The organism is Pseudomonas sp. R1-6 (assembly GCF_051132115.1).
Classification (GTDB): domain Bacteria; phylum Pseudomonadota; class Gammaproteobacteria; order Pseudomonadales; family Pseudomonadaceae; genus Aquipseudomonas.
In genome coordinates this window covers 5,033,537-5,054,302 of the sequence record NZ_CP071662.1, presented here as the reverse complement: position 1 = coordinate 5,054,302, position 20,766 = coordinate 5,033,537, and the positions used below count along the sequence as shown (strand labels likewise).

The following is a 20,766-nucleotide window of genomic DNA, read 5'->3' as shown; positions in this document are numbered from 1 at the left end:
CGGGCCGCCCGCAGGCAACCCGCTGTCAGTCGAGGGTGCCTTGCGGAGGCTCGGGCATCGGCTTGATGCTGGCGACCGTTGAAGGCACGGGCGTGATGGTCTTTTTGTCAGGCTCGGCAGGCACCAGCTTGTATTCCTGGCCTTGCAGGTTCTTCAAGTAGATTTCCATCTGCCGGAAGGAGATGTTGATGTGCTCCTTCTTGAATTCCCGGTTGATGAACCGGTTGATCTCGTCCAGCACCGGGTTTCGATCACCGAGGTCGCGCACGTGCATGCGCAGCTCATGGTCCAGGGTGCTTTCACCGAAGTTCAGGAAGTACACGATCGGCTCCGGTTCCTTCAGCACGCGGGGGTTATCGCGAGCGGCCTTGAGCAGCAATTCGCGCACCCGGTCCAGGTCCGAGCCGTAGTCCACGCCCAATTTCAGGGTCACCCGGGTGACGGTGTCGGTCAACGACCAGTTGATCAACTGCCCGGTGATGAACGTCTTGTTCGGGACGATGATGTCCTTGCGGTCGAAATCGGTGATGGTGGTCGCGCGAATGCGGATCTTGCTCACGGTGCCCGACAGGTTACCGATGGTGATGGTGTCGCCGATGCGCACCGGGCGCTCGAACAGGATCATGATGCCGGAGATGAAGTTGGCGAAGATCTCTTGCATGCCGAAGCCCAAGCCTACCGACAGCGCCGCCACCAGCCATTGCAGCTTGTCCCAGCTCACACCCAGGGTGGACAGCGTCGTGACGAAGCCGACGCCGGCGATCACGTAGGACAGCAAGGTCGTGGTGGCATACGCGCTGCCCTGGGCCAGGTTCAGCTTCGACAGCACGAACACTTCCAACAGGCCCGGCAGGTTGCGGGCCAACGCGAAGGTGATACCGATGATGATCAGTGCCCCAAGCATGTCGCCGATGCTGATGGGCACCATGCTCATGTTGGCGCCGGTGCCGCTGGTGTATTCGTAGAGGGTGATGTTGTCCAGGTAGGAGAACACACTGATCAGGTCCGACCAGACCCAGTACAGCGCGGCCATGAAACCGCCCAGCAGGGCCAGGCGGATCAGGCGCAGGGACTGTTCGTTGACCTTTTCGATGTCCAGGGTCGGTTCCTCGACCACCGCTTCGCCGTCGCCGACCTCCTTGGCCGCCTGGCGCTTGGCCAGGGCACGCTGGTAGGCCAGGCGCCGCGCCGCGACCGAGAGGCCACGCACGAAGGTGGCCTCGATCACCAGCCAGAACATCAGTAGGTACAGCGTGTTGATCAAGCGGTCGCTGAGTTTCAGCGCGGTGTAGTAGTAGCCGAAGCAGACGGCGACGAACAGCGCGATCGGCAATGCGGTGAACAGCACGCCGACGGCCTTGCGGAACAGCGATGTGTTCTTGTGCGTCGGACTGCTGAGCAACAGCCGGCTGAGCAGCCAGGCCATCGAGGCGTAGCAGGTCAGCACCACCGGCATGCCGAGCACGTCATCGGCCAGGGCTGACGGCTGCAACTCCGCCACGGCCACCACGGCCACCAAGGCCAATACCACCAGCCCGAGCCGACGGATCCAGCCCTGGAGAAATTCGACCTGGGGTTTTTCCCAGCGGAAATGCAGCTCGGCAACGCCGCCTGGCGAGAGGATTCGATAGGCTGTGTAAAACACCAGCCAGGCCTGCCCGATCTGTAGCAAGGCCGCGCCGAGGTTGGTGTTCTGGCCGCGGGCGTCGATCTGCAAGGCGTAGCCGCACAAGGCAAGCGCCAGCGCCACCGGCATGGCCAAAAGGATGTTGATCAGAATCGCCTGGGGTGTGTGCCACTGGCTGTCGCGCTTGAAGTGGCCGACATCCTGGTGAACCTTGTTCAGGCGCGCATAAAGATTCTTGCGGCGCCACAGCAGCGCGCCGATCAACAGCGCCAGGGGCAGGAACAGCAGCGGCCGCTGGGTCAGGCCGTCAGCCAGTTCGCTGAGGCTCGAAGCCCAGGGCAGCGAATCGACTTGTTTTTCCAGGCGGGCCGGCACGCCACGCATCCACTCGAAATCCAGCGGTTTGTTGCTGGGAATCCAGAACATCTGTTCTTCAAGGGTGGCCCGCAGATTCTGTGCGGTGCTGAGCAGTTGTTTCTGGTTGAGCTGCAGCGTGATGGACTCGTTGAGCACCGCGCTCAATTCACGGTTCAGGCGGTCCAGCAGGTCGACCCGGGTCAGGGCCAGTTCAAGCAGGGTCTTGCGCAGCTGTGGGGTGACCTGCTCGGAGGGCTGGGACGCCAGCAGGTTGTCGACGTAGGCTGCGGGATTGTTCAGCAATTCACGTTGCTGGCTGACTTCGAACTGATACAGGCGGATGTCGGCGATCTGGTCGGCCAGGTTCTGGTCCAGCTTCAGGCGCGGCAAGGTCTGGCGCTGCTTGTAAAGAATCTTGGAGAGCAGCAGGCTGCCCTTGAGCACGCTGATCTGCTCGTCCAGGGCGGCATCGGTCTGGGTGACACTGTCCAGCAGTTGCTTGGTCTGCAGGTTCTGCTGGGTGACCTCGTTGAGGCGGTCGGTGCTCTTGAGCAGATAATCGGAAAGCTTGAGGTTGGCCGTGCTTTCGGTCGCCAGCAGGCTGCTGCCGCCGGCTTTCTGCGCTTCGATGGATTGCTGCGTCACCGTTTCCTGGGACTGGGCCAGGCGTTTCTGGTTGATCAGGTTCTGCAGGTCCTGGATTTCCCGCTCCATGCGGTCGATCTTTTCCGAAAGCAGATCGTGCTGGCTATTGCCCAGGTCTTGCAGTTGGCTGTTGCCGGCCAGCTCCTGGCGGCGCAGTGGAATCAGCGCGTTGAGGGCCGCCAGTTCCGCATTGAGCTGGTCGCGCTGCTCGGCGCTCAGCGCCTTGCCCGCATCCCGTCCGGCCTTGAGGATGGCGTTGATCTGCTGGATTCGGGTCTGGCTGGCGGAGATTTCCGCCTGGGCGCGCTCGGGGCGGGTCTGGGCGGTGATGACCAGGCTGTTGGCGTCGGCCAGGGCCTTTTGCAGATCGCTCTGCTGGGTAGAGCGTTCCGTCAGCATTTGCTCTAGCTGGGGAATCGGCAGGTTGGCGTAGCGTTGCGCCACCGGCACCACATTGGTGCCCTTGAGCCGCGCCAGTTCGCGCTGGTTCTCGATGTTCTGTTTGGGCGCGTTGGCCAGTTGCTGCTTGAGGGCGAGCAGTTTCTGTTCGTAGTCGGCCTTGTTGGTCAGCTGGGTCAGGGTGTTTTGCAACACGGCCTGCAAGGCTTTCTGGTCGGCTTCCGGGAGCTTGCGGTCGGCGATTTTGTCCAGGCTGGCCTGGACCGAGGTGCTGGTCGGCGGCTCAGCGGCCTGGACCGTGCAGATGGAAAGACCCAGGCCGAGCAGGGCGATGGCGAATAAGGAGCGCAGGGTAGGCATAGAGACCGGTCAAGCAAATGAGAGTGGGAGCAGTTTAGAGGAACAAGCCGGGACCCGGGCGACTTCCTTCGGGGAATCTGACGCCCACTTTGCCAATCTTGTTCCCGTCCATGGCCGCGACGGTCCACAGGGTGTTGTTCCAATCCACCTGGTCGCCAACCACGGGTGCACCGCCGACTTTCTGGGCAATGAAACGGCCCAGGGTCATGTCCGGATCGATGCCGTCCAGCTTCAACCCATACAGCGTGGCAACCGCGGCCAGCTGGGCGTCTCCTTCGAGTACGAAGTCGCCGAAGAAGCGCAAATCCAGGCCCCGTTGCGGTGCCTGGCTGAACAGTTTTCCAAGGGCTGGCAAATCATGTTCATGGCCGATCACGCAGAGCAAATCGTCCACTTCCAGCACCGTACTACCCGACGGATGGAGCAATTGCTGGCCCCGAAACAGGGCCGCGATGCGCGTTCCGTCGGGCATTTTCAAGTCCCGTAGAGGCGAACCGATGCACCACTTTTCCGCACCGAGGCGGTAGATAAACAGTTCCCACTCGCTTGTCACATGTACTTCCAGCGCCGCCCGGGAAATGGGCAGCGGTTCTGGCGGGACGGTCACGTGCAGCAGCTTGGCGACCCAGGGCAGGCTGGTGCCTTGTACCAGCAGTGACACCAGCACGATAAAGAACGCGAGGTTGAAATAGAGCTGCGCGTGAGGCAGGCCGGCCATCAGCGGGAACACCGCGAGAATGATCGGTACGGCGCCCCGCAGGCCGACCCAGGAAATGAAAGCCTTTTCGCGACCATGAAACGCCTTGAACGGCAACAGCCCGACCATGACCGACAGCGGGCGCGCGATCAGGATCATCCACAACGCCAGGCCCATGGCGGGCAAGGCGATGGGCAGCAGGTCATGGGGCGTGACCAATAGCCCCAGCACGAGGAACATGCCGATCTGGGCGAGCCAGGCCATGCCGTCGAGCATGTGCAGGATGCCGTGGCGGCTGCGCACCGGGCGATTACCCAGGACCAGGCCGCACAAGTACACCGCCAGGAAGCCGCTGCCGTGCAGGGCGTTGGTCAGGGCGAACACCGCGAGGCCGCCGCTGATGACCAGGATCGGGTAGAGGCCGTTGGCCAGGTTGATGCGGTTGACCAGCTGCAGCATCAACCATCCGCCGCCCAGGCCGATCACCGCGCCGATGCCGAACTCGCGCACCAGATGCCCGAGCAGGCTCCAATGCAGCCCGGTCTCACCGCTGGCAAGCATGCCGATCAGGGTCACGGTGAGGAACACCGCCATGGGGTCGTTGCTGCCGGACTCGATTTCCAGGGTGGCGCTGACCCGCTCGTTCAGGCCTTTGCCACCGAGCAACGAGAACACCGCAGCGGCGTCGGTAGAGCCAACAATCGCGCCGATCAGCAAGCCTTGGATCAGGTTCAGGTTGAACAACCACGCGGCGGCCATGCCGGTCAGCCCGGTGGTGATCAACACGCCCACAGTGGCCAGCGACAACGCCGGCCACAGTGCCACGCGAAAGCTCGAGACCCGCGTGCGCAACCCACCGTCCAGCAGGATCACCGCCAACGCGAGGTTGCCCACCAGATACGCCGTGGCGTAGTTATCGAAAAGAATACCGGCGCCGTCGACCCCGGCGAGCATGCCCACGGCGAGGATGATCACCAGGATCGGGATGCCCAGGCGCGACGAAAGAGAACTCACCAGAATGCTCGCACCCACCAGCAACGCGCCGATCAAGAACAGGCTGTTGATGGTCGTCGCGGTCAAAGGCAGTACTCCGAAAAACTGAGGGCGGGCACAAACTGACCATGCAGTCTGCGTGCCAGCGATTCTAACCTGTTGAAATGTGATGCTGTCAAAAAAGGTTGGGGGACCGATAGGCATCGGCTCCCTTGAGCGGAAACATTGTGGCGAGGGAGCAAGCTCCCTCGCCACAAAAGCCAAGCGGAGGATTGCTCACGGTCTGTGAGCAGTCATCGTCACGTGGGTTAAAGGCTGAACCGCCCAACCATGCTGTTCAAATCCACCGCCAGGCGCGACAGTTCGGCGCTGGCGGCACTGGTCTGATTCGCACCGGTGGCCGTCTGCACCGACAGGTCGCGGATGTTCACCAGGTTGCGGTCCACTTCGCGGGCCACCTGGGCCTGTTCTTCGGCGGCGCTGGCGATCACCAGGTTGCGTTCGTTGATCTCGACGATGGCGGTGTTGATGGTGTCGAGGGACATGCCGGCGCCGCGGGCGATGTTCAGTGTCGATTCGGCGCGTTCGGTGCTGTTGCGCATCGAGTCCACGGCCTGTTCGGTGCCGCTCTGGATGCTGCCGATCATGCGTTCGATCTCGCTGGTCGACTGCTGGGTGCGGTGGGCCAAGGCGCGGACTTCGTCGGCGACCACGGCGAAACCACGACCGGCTTCACCGGCACGGGCAGCTTCGATGGCGGCGTTCAGGGCCAGCAGGTTGGTCTGGTCGGCCAGACCGCGGATCACGTCGAGCACCTTGCCGATGTCTCGCGACTCATCGGCCAGGTTGCCGATCAGCGTGGCGGTGCTCTGGACGTCGGCGCTCATGCGCTCGATGGCACCGACGGTTTCCTGCACCAGGTCGCGGCCGTCGCCCGCTGAAGTCGTGGCGTTCCTGGACGCTTCCGAGGTGCTGACCGCGTTGCGGGCAACTTCTTCAACGGCGCTGGTCATCTCGTTGACCGCGGTGGCGGCTTGTTCGATTTCGTTGTTCTGCTGGGTCAGCCCACGGGCGCTTTCGTCGGTGACGCTGTTGAGCTCTTCGGCGGCGGAGGCCAATTGCGTGGCCGAGCCAGAGATCCGTTGCAGGGTGTCGCGCAGTTTTTCCTGCATGGTCGACATCGCCCGCAGCAGTCGGCCAGCCTCGTCGCTGCCGTCAACGGTGATCGGCCGGGTCAGGTTGCCCTTGGCGATTTCTTCGGCGGCATCCAACGCGTTGGCGATCGGCTTGGTGATGCTGTTGGTCAGCAGCCAGGCGAACAGCAGGGTCAGGCCGGTGGCGATGGCCAGAAGGGTGACGACCCAGATGAAGGCTGTGGAATATTGCTGTGCCGCGTTTTTGTTGAATGCTTCCGCTTGCTGGTTGTTCATGTCCGACAGGCGAGCGAGCGCTGCGTTGATAGCGTCGGAGTTGCTCGTCAACTCAGCGTTGAGCAGCGCTTGCAGTTCGTTGAGCTGATTGTTGCGCGACAGGGTTTTCATCCGCTCTTCGAGCTGACGGTACTGATTGAGCAGCTGCGTGAGTTGCTCATACGCGGCCCGTTCTTCAGGCGCACTGATGAGTTTCTCATAAGACATCTGGGCGGCGCGGACCTGCTGGTTGCGTTGCTCGAACAGGTCCAGCGTTTTTTGCTGGGTATCCGCTTCGCGGTTGATCAGCAGGCGATAGGACAACACGCGCAGGCGCAGGGTGAGCTGGGTGACGTCATTCAGTGCTTTGATACTGGGCACGCTGTTCTGAGCGATGTTTTCGCCGGACACGCGAATCTTGCTCATCTGGCTCAAGGCAAACACGCCGAGGGCCAGCATCAGGGCGCCGATCAGGGCAAACCCCAGGAACGCCCGCGGCGCGATGTTCATATTACGTAGGGACATGGAAGTTACCGTGAAGAAGCGCGTCCGTGCGGGGCTGTGACTGGTTTCAATGACTTATCGGTCTTGCGACTGAAGTCTTGAGGGCGCTGCGTGCTTTTGTCGCACTCCACCGGCAACGGCGCGACGAAGGGTCGGAACCAGATTCCTTGTTCGCAGTCTCTACAGCTCGCCAGTGGTGCGCCGCTGTTCTCTGAGTCGTGGCGTTGACGATGACTTTTCTTTATCGTACGCGCCCCTTGAAAAACCCTGGAAATCAATATGTTGGAAACATCCCTCAGCCAGCTGGAGCAATTGGTCAACGACCTGGTGCAACAGAACCGTCACCTCGCCGGCCTGAATGAAACCCTGGGCGCCGAACTGGCGAAGGCCAAGGATGAAAACGAAAGCCTGCAACTGAGCCTGATGGAGCAGGAAGAACTCCACGGCACCACCACCGCCCGGATCCAGGCGCTGATCGAGCGCGCCAGCACCGCAACGGCCAGCGCATGAGTCAACGTGTCGATGGGGTGACAGTCGTCTCGATTCTCGGGGAGGACTATTCGATCAAGGCGCCGGCCGGGCAGGAGCAAGCGTTGCTGGACGCTGCTTCGATGCTCAAGGCGGCCCTGGCCGATACCAAGCGTAAATACCCGACCTTGATCGGTGATCGCCTGCTGGTATTGGCGGCCATGAATTTGTGTTCGCAACAAATCGAAATGCAGAAGCAGCATCGGGCGGAACTCGACCGTTACCAGGAGCAGGTCAGCGCCACGGTCGAAGTGATCTCCAAGACGATTCAGCAGGCCTGAGGCCACGGTCCGGCTTATAAGCGGCGTTGTCCGCACTTAAGTCATCGCGAGCAGGCTCGCTCCCACATGGGGGCTAAGTGAACATGAAACTGCGTTCACCGCCGATCATTGGGGGAGCGAGCCTGCTCGCGATTGGATGTCAGCCGCGCTACAGGCGCTGGCTCAGAACCATTCATCCCGCATTCCCAGGCAGGTGTCATCCCGCGCTTCGAGCAGCGTCAGCTCATGCTGGCAACCCGGCACTTCCCAGGTCAGGAAGTAGCGCGCCGCTTGCAGCTTGCCTTGATAGAAGTCGACGTCCGTCGCGGTCCCCTTGGCCAAGCCCTCCTCGGCACGAATCGCCTGTTCCAGCCAGCGCCAGCCGATCACCATGTGCCCAAACACTTTTAGGTACAGCGCCGAATTGGCCAGGCTATCGTTGACCTTGCCTTGGGCCAGGTCGGTCAGCAGGCCGAGGGTGACTGTTTGCAGGCGTGCCACCAAGGCTTCCAACGGCTGACGCAAGGGTGTCAGCGATTCGTACGCTTGGGCGCGCTCAGTGGTGTCGGCCACCAGGCGGATCAATTGCTTGAGCCCGGCACCGCCGTTCTGCGCCAGTTTGCGTCCCAGCAAGTCCAGGGACTGGATACCGTGGGTGCCCTCATGGATGGGATTCAGGCGGTTGTCGCGATAATACTGCTCAACTGGGTATTCGCGGGTGTAACCATGGCCGCCGAGAATCTGGATGGCCAGCTCGTTGGCCTTCAGGCAGAACTCCGAGGGCCACGACTTGACGATGGGCGTGAGCAAGTCCAGCAACTCATGGGCGCGCCGACGCTCGGCTTCGCTTTCCAGCGTGGTGGTGTCGTCGAACAGGCGCGCCGCGTACAGGCCCAGGTCGAACGAACCTTCCACGTAGGCCTTTTGGGTCAGCAGCATGCGGCGCACGTCGGCGTGCTGGATGATCGCCACAGGGGCGGTGGTCGGGTCCTTGCTGTCAGGCACGCGGCCCTGCGGGCGCTGGCGGGCATATTCAAGGGAATACAGGTAGCCGGCGTAACCCAGCATCACCGCCCCCATGCCGACACCGATGCGAGCCTCGTTCATCATCTGGAACATATAACTCAGGCCGTGGTGCGGTTTTCCTACGAGATAACCCACGCATTCGCCGTTGTCGCCGAAGTTCAGCGCCGTGGACGTGGTGCCGCGCCAGCCCATCTTGTGAAACAGACCGGCCAGCAGCACGTCGTTACGCTGGCCGAGGCTGCCATCATCGTTGACCAGGAACTTCGGCACGATAAACAGCGAAATACCCTTCACGCCCGGCGGCGCATCCGGCAGTTTCGCCAAGACCATGTGCACGATGTTTTCCGACAACGGATGGTCGCCGCCGGAAATGAAAATCTTGTTGCCCTTGAGCCGATAGGTACCGTCGGACGCCGGCTCCGCGCGTGTACGAATATCCGACAACGATGAACCCGCATGGGGCTCGGTCAGGGCCATGGTGCCGAAGAAGCGACCATCGATCATCGGTTGCAGAAAGCGCTGTTTCTGATCATCGCTGCCGAAGCTTTCGATCAGGTTCGCCGCGCCCATGGTCAGGAAGGGGTAAGAGGTCGACGCGGCATTGGCCGACTGGAAATGCGCGAAACAGGCCTGGGACAGCAACGTCGGCAGTTGCATGCCACCGGCCTCGAAACTGCGTGCGGCATTGAGGAAACCGGCCTCCAGAAAGGCATCCACCGCCGGCTTCACTTCGGGAATCAGGATCGCCTCGCCGTTCTCGTAGCGCGGTTCGTTTTCATCATTCTTGCGGTTGTGAGGCGCGAAAAATTTCTCGGCGATGCTGCGGGCCGTGCCGAGGGCGGCGTCGAAGGTTTCGCGATTGTGCTCGGCAAACCGCTCGCGCTGGGTCAGGCCTTCGGCATCAAGGACTTCATACAGCTCGAAAGCCAGATTGCGGGAACTGAGCAGCGTCTCGGACATGGCGGCCTACCTTTTCTTGGGATGGGCCGAGTCTAGGTCTGGGAATGGAGGCTGAACAGGATGATTGATTTGGGTGATGGAGCAGAAGGGGCGACGCTAATCAAAAAATGTGGGAGCGAGCCTGCTCGCGATAGCGGTGGGTCAGTCAGAAATGATTTCAACTAGCACACCGCTATCGCGAGCAAGCTCGCTCCCACAGGGATTTCGACGACCAGGCACCTATTGCAGATGCCTGGTTTGCAGCGTTTAACCGATGGTCATCAGGCTGGCGTTACCACCCGCCGCGGCGGTGTTGACGCTCAGTGCCCGTTCGATGACCAGGCGCTCCAGCGCGATGTTGGTTTCGCCTTGGGACAAGCCATGCACGCCGACGATGGCACCGGCTCGCTTGGCCACTTGCTGGCAGACACCGCGCAGTTGATCCGAATCGCCGTGATGCAGGACGGCGTCGAACAGCACGTCGTCCTTGGTCCAGTCGGCAACGCGCTGGATGCGCGCCTGGATTTCCTTCGGCAAGCGTGCGAACACGGCCTTGCTGGTGTCGGACTCCGGCCACACGGCCGAGCCGCCGACGGCCAGTACGGCTGCCAGTTGTGTAAGCAAGTCGCCTTCCACATCCGCCAGGCACAGCACGTGCTCGCGGGGCAGGATGGCGTAGCTGTTACGTTCGCCTGTCGGGCCGGTGAGCTGGCGGGTGATGCCGCTTTGCGACTGGGCGGCGAACTGCACGCACAGGGCGCTCAGTTCGGCAAGCTTCTGGCTGTCGGCCCAGGTTTGCAGGGCGGTCAGCGGCTTGCTCATGGCGTCGCGCAGGCGCAGGTCTGGCGCGGCCAGGGCGTCGCCACGTACGAAGGATTGCTGGATCGCATCGGTAGGACGGGTCGACAGCAGGCGGTACAAGTACAGCGGGCCGCCGGCCTTCGGACCGGTGCCCGACAAGCCTTCGCCGCCGAACGGCTGCACACCGACCACCGCACCGACGATGTTGCGGTTCACGTAGACGTTGCCGGCATGAACGTTGTCGATCACCTTGGCGATGGTCTCGTCGATTCGGGTGTGCACGCCCAGCGTCAGGCCGTAGCCGGAGGCGTTGATCTGGTTGATCAACTGGTCCAGCTCCTTGCGCTTGTAGCGAACCACGTGCAGCACGGGGCCGAAGATCTCCCGTTGTAGCTCATCGAAGCTTTCCAGCTCGATCAGCGTCGGCATCACGAAGGTGCCGCGCTTGCATTCGTCGCTGTCGGCAATCGCCATCTGGTACACAGTGCGACCTTTATCGCGCATGGCCTGGATGTGCTTCTCGATACCAGCCTTGGCTTCGGCGTCGATCACCGGGCCAATGTCCACCGACAGACGCTCCGGGTTGCCGAGGCGCGATTCGGCCATGGCGCCCTTGAGCATTTCGATGACGCGGTCGGCGGAATCTTCCTGCAGGCACAGCACGCGCAGGGCCGAGCAACGCTGGCCGGCGCTGTCGAAGGCCGAAGACACCACATCGATGACCACTTGTTCGGTCAGCGCCGAGGAGTCGACGATCATAGCGTTCTGGCCGCCGGTCTCGGCGATCAGTGGGATCGGACGGCCCTGGTTGTCCAGGCGCCCGGCGATGTTGCGCTGCAACAGGCGGGCGACTTCAGTAGAGCCGGTGAACATCACGCCTTTGACGCGATCGTCACCCACCAGGCGGGCGCCGACGGTTTCACCGCGGCCCGGCAGCAATTGCAGGACGCCTTCCGGAATACCGGCTTCCAGCAACAGGCGTACAGCCTGGGCCGCTACCAGCGGGGTCTGCTCGGCGGGCTTGGCCAGTACCGGGTTGCCGGCGGCCAATGCGGCGGCGACCTGGCCGCTGAAGATTGCCAGCGGGAAGTTCCACGGGCTGATGCAGACCACTGGACCCAGTGGGCGGTGGGCATCGTTGGTGAAATCGTTGCGGGCCTGCACCGCGTAGTAACGCAGGAAGTCCACGGCTTCGCGTACTTCGGCGATGGCGTTGGCGAAGGTCTTGCCGGCTTCACGGGCCAGCAGGCCCATCAGCGGCTGGATCTCGGCTTCCATCAGGTCGGCGGCGCGCTCGAGGATGGCGGCGCGTTCGGCCGGTGGCGTCGCCTGCCAGATTGGCGCGGCGTTGAGGGCGCATTGGATGGCGTTGTCGACGTCTTCGACGGTGGCTTCCTGGACGTGACCGACCACATCGCGATGATCGGCCGGGTTCAGCACCGGCGCCGGCGCTTCTTCGCTGGCGGCGCAACCGAGCATCGGCGCGGCTTTCCAGTTGTTGTGAGCAGTAGCCAGCAGGGCGCAGGACAACGAGGCCAGGCGATGTTCGTTGGCCAGGTCGATGCCGCTGGAGTTGGCGCGTTCGCTGCCGTACAGGTCGCGTGGCAGCGGGATGCGTGGATGCGGCAGGCCAAAACCGCCTTCCAGGGTAGCCATCTGCTCAATGCTTGCCACCGGATCGGCCACCAATTCCTGAATGGAAATGGACTGGTCGGCGATGCGGTTGACGAACGAGGTGTTGGCGCCGTTTTCCAGCAAGCGACGCACCAGGTAGGCCAACAGCGTTTCGTGGGTGCCAACCGGAGCGTACACGCGGCACGGACGGTTCAGCTTGCCTTCGGAGACTTTACCTACAACTTGCTCGTACAACGGTTCACCCATGCCGTGCAGGCACTGGAACTCGTACTGGCCCGGGTAATAGTTCTGACCGGCGATGTGGTAGATGGCCGACAGGGTATGGGCGTTGTGCGTGGCAAATTGCGGGTAAATGACTTCTGGCACCGACAGCAATTTGCGTGCGCAAGCAATGTAGGAAACGTCGGTGTAAACCTTGCGGGTGTACACCGGATAGCCCTCCAGGCCTTCGACCTGGGCGCGCTTGATCTCGCTGTCCCAGTACGCGCCTTTTACCAGGCGGATCATCAGGCGGTGACGGCTGCGACGGGCGAGGTCGATCACATAGTCGATTACGTATGGGCAACGCTTCTGGTACGCCTGGATCACAAAGCCGATGCCGTTCCAGCCGGTCAATTGCGGCTCGAAGCACAGGCGCTCGAGCAGGTCCAGGGACAGTTCGAGGCGGTCGGCCTCTTCGGCGTCGATGTTGAGGCCGATGTCGTATTGCTTGGCCAGCAGAGTCAGCGACAGCAGGCGCGGGTACAGCTCGTCCATCACCCGCTCGTACTGGGCGCGGCTGTAGCGCGGGTGCAGGGCCGAGAGCTTGATGGAGATGCCCGGGCCTTCATAAATCCCACGGCCATGAGACGCTTTGCCGATGGAATGGATAGCCTGTTCGTACGAGGCCAGGTACTTCTGGGCGTCATGCTCGGTGAGTGCGGCTTCACCCAGCATGTCGTAGGAATAGCGGAAACCCTTGGATTCGAACTTGCTGGCGTTGGCCAGGGCTTCGGCAATGGTTTCGCCGGTGACGAACTGCTCGCCCATCAGGCGCATGGCCATGTCGACGCCCTTGCGGATCATCGGCTCGCCGCTCTTGCCGATGATGCGGCTCAGGGACGAGGTCAGGCCCGCTTCGTTATGGGTGGCGACCAGTTTGCCGGTCAGCAGCAGGCCCCAGGTAGCGGCGTTGACGAACAGCGACGGGCTGTTGCCCAGGTGCGGCTGCCAGTTGCCGGTGCTGATCTTGTCGCGGATCAGCGCGTCGCGAGTGCCCTTGTCCGGGATACGCAGCAGCGCTTCGGCGAGGCACATCAGTGCCACGCCTTCCTGGGACGACAGGGAAAATTCCTGCAGCAAGCCCTGAACAATACCGGCACGACCGCCGGCACTCTTCTGGTTACGCAGCTTCTCAGCAATAGAAGCCGCCAGCTTGTTGGTGGCTTCGGCCATTTCGGCCGGCAGGCGCGCTTGCTCGATCAGCATCGGCACCACTTCCGGCTCTGGGCGACGGTAAGCGGCGGTGATGGAGGCACGCAGGACCGATTGCGGCAGGATGCTCTCGGCGAATTCCAGGAAGCATTGATGAGCGTGGTCCGCTTGGACTTCGCCGGCATCGTCATTGTCGGCGCGGCTTGAACCGTTCAGCTCGGTCAGGGTTGCACCACCCTCGAGTTTCTCCAGGTAATTGAAAATTGCCTGCTTGATCAGCCAGTGCGGCGTGCGATCAATCGAAGTCGCGGCCGCCTTGAGACGTTCGCGGGTCGGGTCGTCGAGTTTGACCCCAAGGGTGGTGGTAGCCATATTTTTATCCTCATGTTTGCCACGTACCGCGTGGCATCAGCTGGCGGCAAGATTAGCTGCGAGCCGGGGGAGGTGCAACCGGGTGCAACCGGTTTTTTGTCGAAATTATGAGCAGTTCATCCGGATGGTCTGTAGTCCCTTTCATGAGGGCACCTGTTTGGTGCGAAAAATCTTGCAAAAGCTTCCTTCGATGCACCAATAACGGGCAATAACTGCCATCCGTACGATTATTCCGACTGGGTGCAACTTATTTGAACGAAACTGGTTGCACCTTATTTGGATTGTTGAATAGCATTCGCGGCCAAGGTGCAACCGGTTCTGGGTACAAAAACCGGGTCGAGCTGCATCGGCTGATGGCTTTCCTGGGGAAACATCAGTCATAAATTCGCGGGTCCACAAAACGTCCGCACAACGTTCGCGTTGTCGACGCTTTCAACTGCCACCGCACCATAAAAACAAAGCCAGGGCGTAACTCATGAGTGTTAGCAATCCCACCCTGATCACCTTCGTGATCTATATCGCAGCCATGGTCCTGATCGGCCTGATGGCTTATCGCTCCACCAACAACCTTTCCGACTACATCCTGGGCGGTCGCAGCCTGGGCAGTGTTGTGACGGCGCTTTCTGCCGGCGCTTCCGACATGAGCGGCTGGTTGTTGATGGGCTTGCCCGGTGCAATCTACATGTCCGGCCTGTCGGAGAGCTGGATCGCCATCGGCCTGATCATCGGTGCCTACCTGAACTGGCTGTTCGTGGCCGGTCGCCTGCGGGTCCAGACCGAGCACAATGGCGATGCGTTGACGCTGCCGGATTATTTCTCCAGCCGTTTTGAAGACACCAGTGGCTTGCTGCGGATCATCTCTGCGGTGGTGATCCTCGTGTTCTTCACCATCTATTGCGCTTCCGGCATCGTGGCCGGTGCACGCTTGTTCGAAAGCACCTTTGGCATGTCCTACGAGACGGCGCTGTGGGCCGGTGCTGCCGCGACCATCGCCTACACCTTCATCGGTGGTTTCCTGGCGGTCAGCTGGACCGATACCGTACAAGCCACGCTGATGATCTTCGCGCTGATCCTGACGCCGATCATCGTGCTGCTGGCCACGGGCGGCGTGGATACCACCTTCCTGGCGATCGAAGCGAAAGACACGACTTCGTTCGACATGCTGAAAAACACCACCTTCATCGGGATCATCTCGCTGATGGGCTGGGGCCTGGGCTACTTCGGCCAGCCGCACATCCTGGCGCGCTTCATGGCGGCGGATTCGGTCAAGTCGATCGCCAAGGCGCGTCGCATCTCCATGGCCTGGATGATCCTGTGCCTGGGTGGCACCGTTGCCGTTGGCTTCTTCGGTATCGCGTACTTCTCGGCTAACCCAGAGGTGGCCGGTCCAGTGACCGAAAACCCTGAGCGTGTATTCATCGAGCTGGCGAAAATCCTGTTCAACCCATGGGTTGCCGGTGTACTGCTGTCGGCCATCCTCGCGGCAGTCATGAGCACTCTGAGCTGCCAGTTGCTGGTGTGCTCCAGCGCCCTGACCGAAGACTTCTACAAGACTTTCCTGCGCAAGAGCGCTTCCCAGGTAGAGCTGGTCTGGGTCGGCCGTGCCATGGTGCTGCTGGTGGCCCTGATCGCCATCGCCCTGGCCGCGAATCCGGAAAACCGCGTTCTGGGCCTGGTGAGCTACGCCTGGGCCGGTTTCGGTGCCGCCTTCGGTCCGGTGGTCCTGATCTCCGTGGTCTGGAAGAACATGACTCGCAACGGCGCCTTGGCCGGTATCTTGGTCGGTGCGATCACCGTGGTGGTCTGGAAGCATTTCGAGCTGCTGGGTCTGTACGAAATCATTCCGGGCTTCATTTTCGCCAGCCTGGCCATCTACTTCGTCAGCAAGATGGGCACGCCTACCACCGGCATGCTGCAGCGCTTCGAAGCGGCTGAGAAAGATTTCCGCTTGAACCAGTAAGGCTTTGGCGAGCCTGCAATGGCTCGCTCAAAACAGTAAAAAAACGGCCCGCCTCCATTGGAGCGGGCCGTTTTTTATGGCTGAGGGTCCAAGGTGTCGGGCTGGTTGAGAAAAATCAGTACGCCCAGCAGCGCCATGTAGAACCTGAACGCGGCATCCTGGCCATTCCAGATCTCGGATTGCCACATCAGGAACCACTCGCCGCCAACAACCATGAAGCCGAAAAACCAGACGAAGAATCCGACCGTCAGCCCAACGATGGGCCATTTTTTTGCCCGATTGAAAGCCAGGCCATCCGCCCTGCGTGCCCGCCAGAGTGTCAGCCCGCCATAGGCCAGCAGCACGGTGGTGATTGCTTCGCCGAGGATGATCAGCCCATAAGCCCCGTGCCACATCCAGGGCTTGTCAATGGCCCGATATCGGGCGGCGTTGTTGGGAAAGGTGGTGTCCATGCTCAGCACATGCTGGACGAAATTGAAGTTGGAGCTGTAGTCCGTGACGTTGTTGAACACGGTCAGGAAGGCGAAGGCGGCAAGCGCCAGGATCATGGCGATTTTTGTATAGCGGAGGGTCATGGTTGCGTCCTTGGCTTTTACGACCAAACGACGTTATCACGCCTTTGCGCGATAGAAGGCCGGTCGCTGTGTAAGAAGCAGCTGATTACTTTGTACGAAGGCTTTCAGGATCGCGGTGTATGGATTGTCCATCGGAAAATGCAGCGTGCCTTGCAGCTTTTTGACTCTTGGGTGTAGGGGAAATCTGTTTTTCCTGACAATGGATCAACACTGCCAGTGGCTCGTGCAGAATGGCCCGTCTCATTCAGCAGAGGCACATCGGATGTTCGCGCCTGCCAATTCACCACGTTTCACGCTGGCGTTCGACAGCGGGCCAAATGACCTCAAGGTGCTTGAGTTCAAGGGCAAGGAAGCCATCAGCCAACCCTATTGCTTTGATCTGGAGCTGGTCAGCGATCGGCCCGACCTGGTGCTGGAGGACCTTCTGCATCGCCAGGCTTACCTGGGTTTCGATCACCGCGGCGGTGGGATACATGGCCAGGTCTACAGCGTGGCCCAAGGCGACTCGGGCAAGCGCCTGACCCGTTACCAGATCACCCTCGTGCCACGCCTGGCGTACTTGCGCCACCGCATCAACCGGCGAATTTTCCAGCATCTGAGTGTGCCCGCTATCGTTGGCCTCGTCCTGAAGGATCACGGCATCCTGGCCGATGCATGCCAGTTCAGTCTGGGTGGGCAATACCCCGAGCGTGAATATTGCGTGCAGTACGGTGAAAGCGATCTGGACTTCATCGAGCGGCTATGTGCCGAGGTCGGCATCCATTACCACTTCCAGCACAGCCCTGACGGGCATCTGCTGGTGTTTGGCGACGACCAGACGATGTTCAAGCGTTTACCCGAGTCGACACTATACCTGCCGGGCAGCGGGATGGCTGGCGCTGCGCCGGCCATCAAGCGCTTGGCGGTACGGCACCAGGCGCGAACCACTGCGGTGACGCTACGCGACTATGACTTCCGCAAGCCTGGCCTGCTGCTGCAAGCCGGTCTCGGTGGGCAAGCGCCAGCTTCGCTTGAAGATTATCAATATCCCGGCCAATTCATCGACCGTGCCGATGGTAGCCACCTGGCCCGACGTTCCCTCGAGCGACACGGCGCGGAGCACCTTTTGGCGGAGGGCAGCAGTGACGACAGCGCTTTCGCCAGCGGACATTTCATGCGCATCGAGGAGCATCCCCGCCCGCAATGGAATGATCTCTGGCTGTTGACGCAGGTCGATCACCGTGGCCGGCAGCCGCAAGTGCTGGAAGAGAACGCTTCGGTCGGCCCGGGTGAATTCCAGGGCTACGGCAATACCTTCCTGGCGACGCCCTGGGACGTTTTTTTCCGTCCGCCTTTGCAGCACAAGAAGCCGTCGATCAGTGGCTACCAGTCAGCGGTAGTGACCGGACCGGTGGGCAGCGAGATCCATTGCGATGAGTTCGGGCGGGTCAAGGTGCAACTGGTCTGGGATCGCGACGGTGCAGGTGATGAGCATTCCAGCTGCTGGCTGCGCGTGGCCACCGGCTGGGCGCACGATCGTTACGGCAGTGTGATGGTTCCTCGGGTCGGCATGGAAGTGCTGGTCGGGTTCATGGACGGCGACGTCGATAAACCGCTGGTGGTCGGTTGCCTGCCGAACGGCGCCAACCCGCTGCCGCTCGACCTGCCGGCCGACAAGACCCGCAGTATCCTGCGCAGCCAGAGCAGCCCCGGTGGTGGCGGCTACAACGAATTGCGCATCGAAGACCGCAAGGGCGCCGAGGAGATCTACCTTCGAGCCCAGCGCAACTGGACCCAGCATGTGCTGCATGACCAGCGCGTGCAGGTCGATCATGAGCGCAGCATCTTCGTTGCCGGCTTGTCCCGGCACGAACTCAAGGACGGCGAGCAGCGCATCACCCGGGGGCGACGGCAGGTTGAAGTTCGCCAGGACGATCACCTGATGGTGGCGGGCGACCGGCATATCCGCGTCGCCAACCAGGCCCTGAGCGCTGCTGGGCGGTTTCATGTCAGCGCCGGCCAACAGATCGTGCTGGAGGGCGGCGCCACTGCGACCATCCAGGCCGGCGGGCACTGGATCAACATCGGACCGGGCGGAATCTTCAGCAGCGTACCCATCCAGGTCGGCGGCGCGCCGATGGTGGCGATGGGCGCCGAACCCGTTGCAGCGGGCGCTCCGGATAAACTTGCCGCCGCGCTGGCGCCACCGCTGTCATTGGCGCAAATACTCAGTTTGAAAAGTCCTGCGCCGTTCTGTGAGGAGTGCGAACGCTGCAATGGGGGTTCCTGTGCCGTGCCGTTGGCTGCGCTTGGGAGATAAGTTCAGAGATGCGCAGTGCAGCGTGAGCAAGCTCCCTCGCTACGGGGCGCTGTTCGTCCACTCGGCCGCCAACCCTGACGTTGGGCGCGCTTCGAGGTAAACTCGTCGCCCTTCGCAGGAGCCGCCATGAATTATCGCCACGCCTTCCACGCCGGCAATCACGCCGATGTGTTCAAACACCTGACCTTGACCCGCCTCATCGCCTTGATGTCGCGCAAGGAGCAGCCCTTCGCCTACCTTGATACCCACGCAGGCATCGGGCTTTACGACTTGCAGGGCGACCAGGCCAGCCGTACCGGTGAATACCTGGAAGGCATCGCACGGTTGTGGGACCAGGACGACCTGCCGCCCCTGACCGCCGATTATATGAAGGTGCTGCGCGAGATGAACCCGGACGGCCAGTTGCGCTATTACCCGGGCTCGCCGGAGTTGGCACGGCGACTGACCCGACCGCAGGACCGAGTATTGCTCAACGAGAAGCATCCGGAGGACGGCGTGCTGCTCAAGGACAACATGAAGGGCGACCGTCGCGTGGCGGTCCACTTGGGCGAAGGCTGGCATGTTCCTCGTGCGTTGTTGCCGGTGGCAGAGAAGCGCGCTCTGATGTTGATCGATCCGCCGTTCGAACAGCTGGATGAGATGCAGCGTTGCGCCGCGTCGCTCAAGGAAGCCGTCAGTCGGATGCGCCAGACCGTGGCGGCGATCTGGTACCCGGTAAAGGACCAGCGCATGTTGCGTCGTTTCTACCAGGACTTGGCCGGCACGGGCGCGCCTAAATTGTTGCGGGTGGAATTGCTGGTGCACCCGCTGGCCACGCCCAACAGCCTGAACGGCTCGGGCCTGGCCATTGCCAACCCGCCGTGGGGGCTTGAGGAGGAACTGCGCGAGCTGCTGCCGTGGTTGTCCAGGAAACTTGGGCAGACCCAGGGTGGGTGGCAGATGGATTGGTTGATTGCTGAAAGCTGATCGCTGAGCCGATGCATTCAGGTCGTCAGGCAGGACGCCTTCGCGAGCAAGCCCGCTCCCACATGGGGTGTCGAGGTGTGCGCGACATCTGTGTCCGCCCCGGGCCCCTGTGGGAGCGAGCTTGCTCGCGATGGCGGCGGCACATCCAACATCACCGCCCCAGATCCACCGCTATCGCGAGCAAGCTCGCTCCCACATGGGGATCTGAGGCGTACGCAAGAGTTATGTACGCCACCGGACCTGTGGGAGCGAGCTGGCTCCGGGCGGCGATCCGACGAAGCTTTTCAGGGCCCGACCGTCAGATCGGGCAGGTCACGCCCGTGCCGCCAATCCCGCAATAGCCTTCAGGGTTCTTCGCCAGGTATTGCTGGTGATACGCCTCGGCAAAGTAAAACGTCGGCGCTTCGTCGATTTCGGTGGTGATTTCCCCCAGCCCGGCCTTGCCCAGCTCAGCCTGGAACACTTCCTTGCTCTTCTTCGCCGCTTCCAGTTGCTCGGGCGTGGTGCAGTAGATCACTGAGCGGTACTGGGTGCCGATGTCGTTGCCCTGGCGCATGCCCTGGGTCGGGTTGTGCAATTCCCAGAACATCTTCAGCAAGTCGTCATAGCTGACTTTTTCCGGCTCGTAGACCACCAGCACGACTTCGCTGTGGCCGGTCAGGCCCGAGCAGACTTCTTCATACGTCGGGTTTGGCGTAAAGCCGCCCGCATAACCCACCGCCGTGCTGACGACGCCTTCACGTTGCCAGAACCTGCGCTCCGCGCCCCAGAAGCAGCCGAGGCCGAAGATGGCGAAGTCCACATTGGTGACGAATGGGCCCAACAGCGGCGCGTCGAGGACAAAGTGTTTTTCCGGCACGGCCATTGGGGTTTCACGGCCAGGGAGAGCTTGATCGGGAGTAGGAAGCACGTTTTTGTTCACCAGGATTTCCGAGCGCAAGACCATCATCAGTCCTCTCAGTCAGATTGAGTTGAGCGAAATAGACCGTCAGTGTGCCTCA

Annotated in this window: 11 protein-coding genes and 2 pseudogenes; 5 read left to right on the top strand and 8 right to left on the bottom strand. The window is 61.7% G+C overall.

Annotated elements, in window-relative coordinates; genetic code table 11:
• Positions 1–25: 25 nt before the first annotated feature.
• The 4 genes and pseudogenes from mscK to J3P81_RS22650 all read right to left on the bottom strand — a co-directional run.
• A complete protein-coding gene (gene mscK, locus J3P81_RS22665; RefSeq protein ID WP_420767092.1) occupies positions 26–3,388 on the bottom strand; it encodes a mechanosensitive channel MscK in 3,363 nt (1,120 codons plus the stop codon).
• A 34-nt stretch (positions 3,389–3,422) separates the two neighbouring features.
• On the bottom strand, positions 3,423–5,165 hold the full coding sequence (locus J3P81_RS22660; protein WP_420767093.1) for a potassium/proton antiporter: 1,743 nt from the start codon (positions 5,163–5,165) through the stop codon (positions 3,423–3,425).
• A 221-nt stretch (positions 5,166–5,386) separates the two neighbouring features.
• Positions 5,387–5,986 (bottom strand): annotated as a pseudogene (locus J3P81_RS22655) (methyl-accepting chemotaxis protein); the annotation flags it as partial.
• Between the two features lie 303 nt (positions 5,987–6,289).
• Positions 6,290–6,946, bottom strand: a pseudogene (locus J3P81_RS22650) (MCP four helix bundle domain-containing protein); the annotation flags it as partial.
• 324 nt (positions 6,947–7,270) lie between these two features.
• On the opposite strand from J3P81_RS22650, the gene J3P81_RS22645 reads away from it, so the two are divergent.
• A complete protein-coding gene (locus tag J3P81_RS22645; RefSeq protein WP_420767094.1) occupies positions 7,271–7,501 on the top strand; it encodes a hypothetical protein in 231 nt (76 codons plus the stop codon).
• The gene (locus J3P81_RS22640; protein WP_420767095.1) at positions 7,498–7,800 is read left to right on the top strand and encodes a cell division protein ZapA; all 303 of its coding nucleotides are present in this window, start codon (positions 7,498–7,500) and stop codon (positions 7,798–7,800) included. Before J3P81_RS22645 ends, J3P81_RS22640 begins: the two co-directional genes overlap by 4 nt.
• A 162-nt stretch (positions 7,801–7,962) precedes the next feature.
• On the opposite strand, the gene J3P81_RS22635 is transcribed toward J3P81_RS22640, so the two are convergent.
• Together J3P81_RS22635 and putA are read right to left on the bottom strand one after the other, a co-directional pair.
• Positions 7,963–9,765, bottom strand: a complete 1,803-nt coding sequence (locus tag J3P81_RS22635) for an acyl-CoA dehydrogenase (RefSeq protein WP_434561028.1) — start codon at positions 9,763–9,765, stop codon at positions 7,963–7,965.
• 246 nt (positions 9,766–10,011) lie between these two features.
• A complete protein-coding gene (putA, locus tag J3P81_RS22630; protein WP_434561026.1) occupies positions 10,012–13,965 on the bottom strand; it encodes a trifunctional transcriptional regulator/proline dehydrogenase/L-glutamate gamma-semialdehyde dehydrogenase in 3,954 nt (1,317 codons plus the stop codon).
• 475 nt (positions 13,966–14,440) lie between these two features.
• On the opposite strand from putA, the gene putP reads away from it, so the two are divergent.
• On the top strand, positions 14,441–15,925 hold the full coding sequence (gene putP, locus J3P81_RS22625; protein WP_434561024.1) for a sodium/proline symporter PutP: 1,485 nt from the start codon (positions 14,441–14,443) through the stop codon (positions 15,923–15,925).
• 74 nt (positions 15,926–15,999) lie between these two features.
• Here the strand turns inward: putP and J3P81_RS22620 are convergent, their stop codons facing one another.
• Positions 16,000–16,500, bottom strand: a complete 501-nt coding sequence (locus J3P81_RS22620) for a DUF2165 family protein (protein WP_434561022.1) — start codon at positions 16,498–16,500, stop codon at positions 16,000–16,002.
• Positions 16,501–16,762: 262 nt separating this feature from the next.
• Between J3P81_RS22620 and J3P81_RS22615 the strand changes: the two genes are divergently transcribed.
• Positions 16,763–18,799: a type VI secretion system tip protein VgrG gene (locus tag J3P81_RS22615; RefSeq protein ID WP_434561020.1), complete on the top strand. Its 2,037-nt coding sequence runs from the start codon at positions 16,763–16,765 to the stop codon at positions 18,797–18,799.
• A 126-nt stretch (positions 18,800–18,925) separates the two neighbouring features.
• Entirely contained in the window at positions 18,926–19,765 is an 840-nt protein-coding gene (locus J3P81_RS22610; protein WP_420766135.1) for a 23S rRNA (adenine(2030)-N(6))-methyltransferase RlmJ, read from the top strand.
• A gap of 298 nt (positions 19,766–20,063) precedes the next feature.
• On the opposite strand, the gene msrA is transcribed toward J3P81_RS22610, so the two are convergent.
• Complete coding sequence (gene msrA / locus J3P81_RS22605) at positions 20,064–20,711, bottom strand: peptide-methionine (S)-S-oxide reductase MsrA (protein WP_420766136.1); 648 nt, start codon at positions 20,709–20,711, stop codon at positions 20,064–20,066.
• Between the last annotated feature and the right edge of the window lie 55 nt (positions 20,712–20,766).

What these genes read in the sequence shown, in the direction of transcription:
- J3P81_RS22640 (WP_420767095.1), top strand. Translation starts at nt 7,498, where the DNA reads ATGAGTCAACGTGTCGATGGGGTGACAGTCGTCTCGATTCTCGGGGAG.
- putA (WP_434561026.1), bottom strand. Translation starts at nt 13,965, where the DNA reads ATGGCTACCACCACCCTTGGGGTCAAACTCGACGACCCGACCCGCGAA.
- J3P81_RS22610 (WP_420766135.1), top strand. Translation starts at nt 18,926, where the DNA reads ATGAATTATCGCCACGCCTTCCACGCCGGCAATCACGCCGATGTGTTC.
- putP (WP_434561024.1), top strand. Translation starts at nt 14,441, where the DNA reads ATGAGTGTTAGCAATCCCACCCTGATCACCTTCGTGATCTATATCGCA.
- J3P81_RS22635 (WP_434561028.1), bottom strand. Translation starts at nt 9,765, where the DNA reads ATGTCCGAGACGCTGCTCAGTTCCCGCAATCTGGCTTTCGAGCTGTAT.
- J3P81_RS22620 (WP_434561022.1), bottom strand. Translation starts at nt 16,500, where the DNA reads ATGACCCTCCGCTATACAAAAATCGCCATGATCCTGGCGCTTGCCGCC.
- mscK (WP_420767092.1), bottom strand. Translation starts at nt 3,388, where the DNA reads ATGCCTACCCTGCGCTCCTTATTCGCCATCGCCCTGCTCGGCCTGGGT.
- msrA (WP_420766136.1), bottom strand. Translation starts at nt 20,711, where the DNA reads ATGGTCTTGCGCTCGGAAATCCTGGTGAACAAAAACGTGCTTCCTACT.
- J3P81_RS22615 (WP_434561020.1), top strand. Translation starts at nt 16,763, where the DNA reads ATGTTCGCGCCTGCCAATTCACCACGTTTCACGCTGGCGTTCGACAGC.
- J3P81_RS22645 (WP_420767094.1), top strand. Translation starts at nt 7,271, where the DNA reads ATGTTGGAAACATCCCTCAGCCAGCTGGAGCAATTGGTCAACGACCTG.